Source organism: Sulfurospirillum sp. SCADC, from assembly GCF_000743525.1.
Taxonomy (GTDB): domain Bacteria; phylum Campylobacterota; class Campylobacteria; order Campylobacterales; family Sulfurospirillaceae; genus Sulfurospirillum.
The window spans coordinates 72,426-80,982 of the sequence record NZ_JQGK01000018.1 but is presented as its reverse complement, the minus strand read 5'-3'; the positions used below and the strand labels follow the sequence as shown (position 1 = coordinate 80,982).

The 8,557-nt window shown below is 40.2% G+C and carries 7 protein-coding genes and 1 other RNA gene; 5 read left to right on the top strand and 3 right to left on the bottom strand.

The features are described from left to right. Nucleotides 1–210: 210 nt before the first annotated feature. Both JU57_RS11730 and ssrA read right to left on the bottom strand, forming a co-directional pair. The gene (locus JU57_RS11730) at nt 211–1,833 is read right to left on the bottom strand and encodes a YcaO-like family protein (RefSeq protein WP_037961286.1); all 1,623 of its coding nucleotides are present in this window, start codon (nt 1,831–1,833) and stop codon (nt 211–213) included. A gap of 121 nt (nt 1,834–1,954) precedes the next feature. Continuing rightward, nucleotides 1,955–2,330: a transfer-messenger RNA gene (gene ssrA, locus JU57_RS14150) on the bottom strand. A 74-nt stretch (nt 2,331–2,404) separates the two neighbouring features. Between ssrA and JU57_RS11725 the strand changes: the two genes are divergently transcribed. Next, nucleotides 2,405–2,923: a hypothetical protein gene (locus JU57_RS11725; protein WP_037961282.1), complete on the top strand. Its 519-nt coding sequence runs from the start codon at nt 2,405–2,407 to the stop codon at nt 2,921–2,923. 85 nt (nt 2,924–3,008) lie between these two features. Here JU57_RS11725 and JU57_RS11720 read toward each other — a convergent pair whose 3' ends face one another. Then, the gene (locus tag JU57_RS11720; RefSeq protein ID WP_037961279.1) at nt 3,009–4,607 is read right to left on the bottom strand and encodes a cache domain-containing protein; all 1,599 of its coding nucleotides are present in this window, start codon (nt 4,605–4,607) and stop codon (nt 3,009–3,011) included. A gap of 82 nt (nt 4,608–4,689) precedes the next feature. Here JU57_RS11720 and JU57_RS11715 point away from each other — a divergent pair, with 82 nt between their 5' ends. From JU57_RS11715 to JU57_RS11700, 4 genes are all read left to right on the top strand, one after another. Then, nucleotides 4,690–5,364, top strand: coding sequence for a response regulator (locus JU57_RS11715; RefSeq protein WP_294877267.1), 675 nt, complete (start codon nt 4,690–4,692; stop codon nt 5,362–5,364). Between the two features lie 163 nt (nt 5,365–5,527). Next, nucleotides 5,528–6,517, top strand: a complete 990-nt coding sequence (locus tag JU57_RS11710) for a TRAP transporter substrate-binding protein (protein WP_037961276.1) — start codon at nt 5,528–5,530, stop codon at nt 6,515–6,517. Nucleotides 6,518–6,621: 104 nt separating this feature from the next. Then, nucleotides 6,622–7,185, top strand: a complete 564-nt coding sequence (locus JU57_RS11705) for a TRAP transporter small permease (protein ID WP_037961273.1) — start codon at nt 6,622–6,624, stop codon at nt 7,183–7,185. Then, nucleotides 7,172–8,455, top strand: a complete 1,284-nt coding sequence (locus JU57_RS11700) for a TRAP transporter large permease subunit (RefSeq protein ID WP_037961270.1) — start codon at nt 7,172–7,174, stop codon at nt 8,453–8,455. The genes JU57_RS11705 and JU57_RS11700 overlap by 14 nt, the downstream gene beginning before the upstream one ends. Nucleotides 8,456–8,557: the final 102 nt, after the last annotated feature.

Below are 8,557 nucleotides of genomic sequence, written 5' to 3'. Positions count from 1 at the left end.
AAATATTCATCAATCAAGCAATAAACTGTTATAATATCTCGCTCCATAATCTCGCCTCCCACGGCTTTTTATGGAGTCTCAAGCAATTTTTAGACCCTTCTTCGCAACTAGCAGTTTGGGTTAAGGCACATAATTATAGTGTAAAAGGAGTCATTTGCAGACGAAAAAACATAAAAAATTGATCGTTTACGTTTTTACATGTAAAGGTTTTTAAGCGACGATAGACGCTTTCTTAAGCTCGAGTCTATCGTACATATCGAGGATATTCACATAGTGTTGGTGGAGGCTTACGTCGATGAGGTAAGCCTTGCCATCAAGGATGTTTAAGGCATGTTCGACTTTTTTTTTGCCAAAAATGTCCCAAAGCGCACTTTCATACTCATTCCACACAAGTTTTTGCTCTCTCAAAGAGAGGATTTCGCAGAGAAGTTTGCTCATAGGATTTTGACTAAACGAGAGCAGCATTTGAACCTCTTCGTAGTTTTCCAACAGCAGATGCACTTGCGCTTTAAGCTCGATCATCTGGAAATTTTGCTCGAAAATGACGCCGATGTATTTTTCCATATTGAGTGAATCTTCCAGTGGTTCGATGGCATCAAGCAAGGCTTCGTGGTCTTCATCTTTAAAATTGAGCACACTATGGCGTATGAATTTACCGCTGTTTCGGTTTTGATACACCATGTCTTTGATGGGATAAACCTCAGAGATGCTAGGCACGATCATCTGGCATGAGTAAAAGTCTAAGTAGGTGTATTCGCGTAGATAAATCTCTTTGCCCATCGACTTGACGATGTCGCATAAAAAGGCGTATTCCTCAACACTTCCTTTACCTCGGTAATTCCACGGTGCATACTCAAAACTTTTAGTGGCACTTAAAAAAGAAAAGCCCATTTTGCCGTTAGAATCGATAAAGTGTGCTTCTAGGTTGAAGCTATCGCCGACGATGCTCATATCAAACGTTGGCATCTCAAACGCGTCAAGATTTTCAACGCCTCGTCCTTGCATCAGCTCGCTCATGGTGCGCTCTAGGCTGACTTCCAAAATGGGATGCGCGCCAAAGGAGACAAACAGCGTGCCCTTGCGTGGGTTAATGAGCGAAAAGGCTGTCACAGGAAATTTGCCACCCAAAGACGCATCAAGGACTTCAACGATGAAGCCCGCTTTTCTAAGCTCCACCAAATCTGCTTGAAGTTTAGGGAAAGTTGCGATGATGTCTTCTGGGTACTTTGGAAGCGCGTAACCATTTTTAATGATCTCTATTTTGGCGTAACGCTCAAAAATTTCACTCAGCGCTTGCACTTTGGCTTCATCAGGCGTATTTCCGCTCGCGAGTCCGTTGCTCACGTAAAGATTGCTGAGGATGTTAAGAGGAATGTAAACGTGTTCATTCCCAAAAAAGCTTTGAAATGGAAGTGCTACGATCTTGTCCAGATAGTCGCTGTTGAAATCCACAAAGTCTTCGTTACTCATCTCATTGGATGGATTGTAAATACCATGTAAAGATGGGCTCAGATACTCTCCGCCAAATTCAAACACTTTTTGGTCTGGGTAGTAAGCACGGTTGGGAAGGTGAAAGTCGATAAAACAGTTATTGGTTTGAAGGCGTTCGATGTACTCACCAAGCGCGCTCGCTTTCGATGCGCCAGAGAGGGAGCCTTTACCGTTAGAATAAATATGATTGGGTGCTTCAACAGAGGCAAGATTGATGGAGTAGCAGTTTTTTAGTGGATGTTTTTCGGTTGCAAAGGTGATGCCACAACCAAGATCGCTTAAAATCGTTTCCATTTTTAAAATAGAGACTTCGAGTGGTGCGTTTTTTGAGAGTATATTCATAATGTAAAAATTCGCCTTTTGGGTGTAACGCGATGTGGTAAAAGGAGTCAATGATAAAAGGTAACGAGGAAAAAATAGAAGCCTTCAAACTTCCATTTTGCCGAGTTAAAATCAATTCGAATGGTGGAGCTGTGGGGGATTGAACCCCAGTCCAAAAATAGCCACCTATGACGTCTACATGCTTAGATATTGTTGATAGTGTTTAATTTTGCTTCGTACAACAATCAGAAAACTACGCAAAACGAGCCTTTAACTTCGCTGCATGTAAAGGCGTTCATGCAGTATATCTATCATAGCTATGATACTTCCCAATCCTCCTTAGATAGCATTAAAGGGAGAAGCAGTCCTTATGTATTAAACTTACGCAGCTAGAGCGTAAGCAGGACGATAGTTACTGTTGTTAGCAGTTATTGATTGAAGGTTGTGTAACGCAAGTCCTTCACTTCCGACATGCAGCCATAAGCTAAAACTACTCCTGTCGAAGCCATGTCAGCCCCATTCGAGAAGTACATTTTACCATAATAAATAGGAAACTTTGCTATAATCCGCAAAAATATAGAAGGATTTTGTTTTGAAAAGAATTTTATCGTATCTTTGTGTAGCCTTTTTGTTCGTATTGATGCAAGGATGCGCTTCTCGTACACCGCCGGCTTCAACCGTCACAACTTTTGCCAATGAAAAACCAGATACTACCAATCCTAAACTTTCTAAGCTAGTTGGTAAAAACTATATCAAGGGAATTGTTCGTTCTTTGAAACAAGAAGCGAATTCGCAATTATGGAATTATGAGATTGATGGTATTGAAACAACCAATGGAAAACTACCTTATGTGAACTTCAACCACAAAACAGTCCTTGCAAACGAGGGTGATCTTGTTTATGCTTCGTTTGATGGTATGCGCTTAACAGAGATGTTTGTGATCAAAGAGGGTTTTTACAAAGGTGGGAAAAGTAATACCTACACACCGCCTGTTAAGAAAAAAAGTACCAGTGCCAGTAAAAGTAAAAGCAGCGATGATGGTGGTGCTGGAAAACGTGACAAAGCACACCAAGTGATAGGTGTTCCACAAGAAGAGACTATTAAATTTTAAAGGGTTACTTTTGTTAACCGATCGTTTACTTTGAGTTCCTATACTTCTCTTAGCGAATTTCATATTTTCTTCTGAAAGTGAAGACTCAAAGAGGCGATCCGCCAAGCGTCTCTTTGAAACCTTTCTCCAACTCAATCGTAAAAAAAGCTCCTTCTTTTTCATTTCGTGCTTCAAGTTTTCCTCTCATACTTTTCTCTATAATCAATTTTGCCATATACAGCCCAATGCCTGTACCTTCATTTTGCTCTTTGGTGCTTACATAAGGCTCAAAAATCTTATCAATCGGCGCTATCTTGATGCCACCACCATTATCTTCAATGCTAAGACGTACCATATGTTCGTCACTCTCAAGGCTAATGGTAATTTTACCACCCTGTTTTCCTGACGTGATGATGGCATCTTTGGCGTTTGAGAGAAGGTTGAGAACAACTTGTTCGTATTCACTTTTATAGCCTATGATAAATTCATCGTGTAAGATATTGACCTCTATTTCGATCTCTTGATTGGTAATAGACATAGCAATGATGCGCAAAACGTCGTCGATAGACGTTTGAATACTAAACATTTTTTTGTCTTTGTTGGGCATAAAGAAGTTACGAAAATCATCGATGGTGTGAGACATATACTCAACGATATTTTCTGCTTCAACGCATTTAATTTCCATCGCTGTTTTATCGAGCTTGTCCATATTGTATTTTAGTTTGAGCGTCATCAAAAGGGCTGAAAGCTGCGAGAGCGGTTGTCTCCACTGGTGTGCGATGTTGCTGATCATCTCTCCAAGCGCTATAAATTTAGACTTTTGGATGAGCAGTTGCTCTTGTTCACGGTTCTTCTTGATCTCTTCTGTGACGCGACTTTCCAACGTGCGGTTGAGGTTTTCGAGTTCAAGTGTTTTTTGCTGAACCTGTTTATGGTAGGTATTTAAAAAGCGTTCGATTCGTTTGCCCAATATCACGGCAAAGGTATTGGCAATGAAGGCAAAAAGAAGAAAAATAATAATCGCTGAAGTAGCCTCAAGCTTCATTCGTTTTTTAAAATCAGATCGAGCGACCTCTAGCTCTTGATCAATATCGTCGGTGTAAGCGCCTGCTGCGATGATGATATTCCACTCTTTGTAGAGTTTAAAATAAGAAACCTTAGGGCGAATGATGTTGGTATCTGGTTTTTTATAGGTGTAATCGACAAAAGAGTCCCCTTTTTCATCAATATCTTGCAAGAAGATTTTACGAAAAGCTTTCCCATTTTCATCCGTATACGCATCCGAGATGTACCCACCTTCTAAATCAGGACGGTTAGGGTTGATGAGCATGGTGGCAAATTGATCGCCACCTTTCATTCGTTCTAGTTGATAGACAAAAATATAGTTATGCTCTTGTCCACCATAGCGAATATGGCGTATCCAGCTGTAAACTTCTTGTTTAAGGATTGCGAGTGCATCTGGATTGGAAAGATCCGTTCGCGCTTTTTTAAACTCAATAAATTCTATAATAGCATCAACTTCACGCTTAAGCATGTTGCGTTTATTTTCAACGAACGTTTTTTTAGTATCTTCGATCTGCACTTGTAAAATTTCATACTGTTTAGTAATGAAAAAATACCCATTAAAAAGCATCAAAGAGCTGATAATAAAGATGGTACTAACAATAATGATCGTAGAGATATTGCTCTCTTTAATAATCTTCACAAAAAACTCCCACAGTGACTGCTATAATAAGGAAATAAAAAAGAATCATAGTCATTCTTTTAAGAAATGTAAAGGGTGGAAAATGGATGAAAAGATGTTAAAAAAGCTTGCATCGTATAGTGTTTTGTACGCTGAAGATGAAGCTGGTGTACGTAAAAATGTCTATGAACTACTTGGTCTTCTTTTCAAAGAGGTCTACCTTGCAACCGATGGAGAAGAGGCGTATAAGCTTTTTGTAGAGCATAAACCAGACCTCATTATTACCGACATCAAGATGCCCCATTTAAGCGGTATTGATTTGGCAAAAAAAATTCGAGAGAACGACCAGAAGGCAGATATTATTATCATCACCGCATACACGGAGGTGGACTTTATGCTTGAAGCCATTGAGCTCTCTTTGCTTCGCTACATCGTTAAGCCTATTACGGAGCCTAAGCTTTTTGATGCGCTGGAAAAATTTTTGCAAGCGAAAGAGAAAGCGCATCTTCAAGAGTTGGCACCCAATTGGTACTATGATTCACTGCAAAAAACCATTACACATGAGAGTGATATTTATGAACTGACCAAGAAAGAGGCAAGGTTCATTGAGCTTTTGTTGCAAAAAGATTCTATTATCTCGTATGAAGAGATTGAACAGAAATTGTGGGAGAGTGAGTACATGAGTCTCAACGCCCTTCGTTTGATGATTAAGAACTTAAGAAAGAAGTTACCAGAGGGTACTTTAAAAAATATTCAAGGAATTGGTTACAAATTGTAACATAAAAAATCAAGAAAAGTTTAATTTTAGCTATTTTAGTTACAAAAAGAAACTATTGGAGCTTTATTCGTAATGCTTTGAAGCTTTACATGTAAAGATACATAACTTTGACATAATTTTCACCTATAATCGACAGTGAAAATACTATGAATAAGGAGTCAATATGACTAAGTTTCTCAAAGTAGCGGCACTAGCAACGCTTCTTGTTTCCTCTGCTATCGCTGCAGAATATACCATCAAAGTGACACACGTTGTCAGTCCAAATACTCCAAAAGGTATGGGTGCTGATTTCTTTGCTAAAAGAGTCGGTGAACTTACCAATGGTAAAGTTGAAGTCGTTGTTTTCCCCAACTCACAGTTATACGGTGATGGTGAAGAGATGAAAGCCCTTAAACTTGGAAATGCTCACATCGCAATGCCAAGTTTCTCAAAATTTACCAGCATTGTTCCAGAGATGCAACTCTTCGATCTCCCCTTCATTTTTAGAGATAAAGATCATCTGTATAAAGTCTTAGATGGCGAAGTAGGGCAAATCCTCAAAGATAAAGTCACGGCAAAAGGTTTCGTAGCGCTTGATTACTGGGATGCAGGCTTTAAACACCTCTCTTCCAATAAAAAAGCAATTTTGACCCCAAAAGATGCAGAAGGTCAAAAGTTTCGTATTATGAGCTCACACGTTTTGGAAGCTCAATTTAAAGCGATTGGTGCCAATCCACAAGTTTTGCCATTTTCAGAGGTCTACTCAGCCCTTCAACAAGGCGTAGTCGATGGTGCTGAAAATCCCCTTTCAAACTTCTATACTAAAAAGTTTAACGAAGTTCAAACAGACTTAACACTCTCTGATCACGGTTACCTTGGTTACTTGGTCATTATGAGTGAGAGTTTCTGGAAAAAATTCCCTGCGGATCTCAAACCAATGGTGCTTCAAGCGATGAAAGAAGCCACCGTGTATGAGCGAAAGCTAGCCGCACAAGATGATGAAGAGATGCTTGCAAAGTTAAAAGAGTATGCAAAAACATCAGGCAATCTTAAAATTCATACACTAAATGCAGAGCAAAAAGCCGTTTGGCAAAAAGCGATGGAAGCGATCTATCCACAGTTTTACACTGTCATTGGTGAAGATCTGATCAAAAAAGTTCAAGCGGTTAAATAACCCAAGAAAAGGCATCTTGTTACAAACGCAAGATGCCTTTTTCTATATCTGTGCCTTGATGGCTTAAAAGACTTTATGAAAAAGTTGTGATAAAAAGAGAAGCGATGAAAAAATATTTTACAATCCTCGATTTAGGGGTTATGGCAATCAATAAAAATATTGCGGTTTTTGGTATTGCCGCAGGCGTTATTCTCGCGTTTGCTAACGTGGTGTTGCGCTATTTTTTTGAGATGAGCATCACGTGGGCAGGAGAGCTTACCAACTATCTTTTTATGTGGTCAGCGCTCTTTGGTGCCGCGTATGGTTTCAAAAAAGGAGTTCATATCTCTGTGACGATGCTTTTAGAGAAATTACCACCGATGATGGCAAAGATCATTTTGATGGGAGCCCATCTGTTTAGTTGTCTCTATCTTGCATTGATGTCCTATTTTGGGTATGAGTTGGTCTTGATGTTGATCGATTTTGGTGAGATGAGCATTGATCTTCGCATTCCGATGTGGATTCCACACCTTGTGTTGCCTTTTGCGTTTATTGGGGCTGCATTTCGTGCAGGAGAGAAAATTTTTGAAGTGGCTGCCACGGATGCTAGTAAAGTGGTCGTGAACAGCGAGCTTGAAACGCTGCATGATTCATTAGAAATTAGAGGAGTTAAAGATGTTAATGCTTAGTATATTTGGATTACTCTTCCTCTTGATGTTCCTTGGCGTGCCTGTTTCTGTAGCATTAGGCTCCAGTACACTGATTACCGCGTATTTCTTTACCGATATGGATTTGTTGGGCATTACGTCGCATGTATTTGATGGACTCAATAAGTATTCGCTCATGGCCATTCCTATGTTTATTCTAGCAGGCTCTTTCCTCTCCAAAGGTGGGGCGGCGCACCGTATCATTGAGTTTGCAAAGTCGATTGTTGGGCATTTACCTGGTGGTCTTCCTATTTCTGCCATTTTTGCAGCGATGATCTTTGCGGCAGTCAGCGGTAGTTCGCCTGCAACGGTTGCGGCGATTGGTTCGGTTATGTTTAGCGCGATCAAAGAGGCTGGCTATCCAAGAGGCTATGCCATCGGTACGATTGCAACATCGGGAAGTTTGGGTATTTTAATTCCTCCGTCCATTGTTTTTATCGTTTACGGTGTTACCGCCGATCTTTCCATCGGTAAGCTGTTTATGGCGGGTGTTGTCCCAGGTTTATTACTTGGTTTTATGTTGATGGCATTAACATATGTTGGTGCGGTACGTTTAGGGTTTAAAAAAACAGAACCGGCCTCTTTTAAAGAGCGTTTGAAAAAGTTTAAAGAAGCTTTTTGGGCGCTTATGCTGATTGTTCTCGTCATTGGTGGAATTTACGGAGGTATTTTTACGCCAACAGAAGCAGGTGCAGCGAGTGCTGTGTATGCGTTTGTTGTTTCCGTTTTTGTCTATAAAGATTTGAAACTTAAAGATGTCTATCCTATTATATTAGAGTCAGCACTTACCAGTGCGATGATCTTCTTTGTTATCGCCAATGCCATGATCTTTGCGCATTTCTTAACCGATGAGACGATTCCTCAGCAAATCACAAAGATGATTATGGAAGCGAATGTTGGACCGATTATGTTCTTGGTGATCGTCAATATCTTGTTGCTCTTAATGGGGCAATTTATGGAGCCAAGTTCCATCGTTATGATTACCGTGCCATTGTTGTTACCATTGATTCTTGCCCTTGGCATTGATCCGATCCATTTTGGTGTTGTTTTGGTTGTAAACATGGAAATAGGCATGATAACCCCACCCGTGGGACTCAACCTTTTCGTAGCAGCAGGTATGACAGGGCTGAGCCTCAAAGAGGTCGTTGTAGCCTCTCTTCCTTGGGTCGCCGTTTTATTTGTAGGACTTCTTTTAGTAACCTACATCCCTATGATCTCTTTGTGGTTACCTCAACTCATGTACGGCATCTAAGCTTTACATGTAAAGCATTCAGAAGGCAGTTTTCTGCTTTCTGTATGCCCACTACTATTTATGCTATAATTTTCCTGCTTTAGCACTTCACTTGGGAGGTTT

What these genes read in the sequence shown, in the direction of transcription:
- JU57_RS11710 (WP_037961276.1), top strand. Translation starts at nt 5,528, where the DNA reads ATGACTAAGTTTCTCAAAGTAGCGGCACTAGCAACGCTTCTTGTTTCC.
- JU57_RS11730 (WP_037961286.1), bottom strand. Translation starts at nt 1,833, where the DNA reads ATGAATATACTCTCAAAAAACGCACCACTCGAAGTCTCTATTTTAAAA.
- JU57_RS11715 (WP_294877267.1), top strand. Translation starts at nt 4,690, where the DNA reads ATGGATGAAAAGATGTTAAAAAAGCTTGCATCGTATAGTGTTTTGTAC.
- JU57_RS11700 (WP_037961270.1), top strand. Translation starts at nt 7,172, where the DNA reads ATGTTAATGCTTAGTATATTTGGATTACTCTTCCTCTTGATGTTCCTT.
- JU57_RS11705 (WP_037961273.1), top strand. Translation starts at nt 6,622, where the DNA reads ATGAAAAAATATTTTACAATCCTCGATTTAGGGGTTATGGCAATCAAT.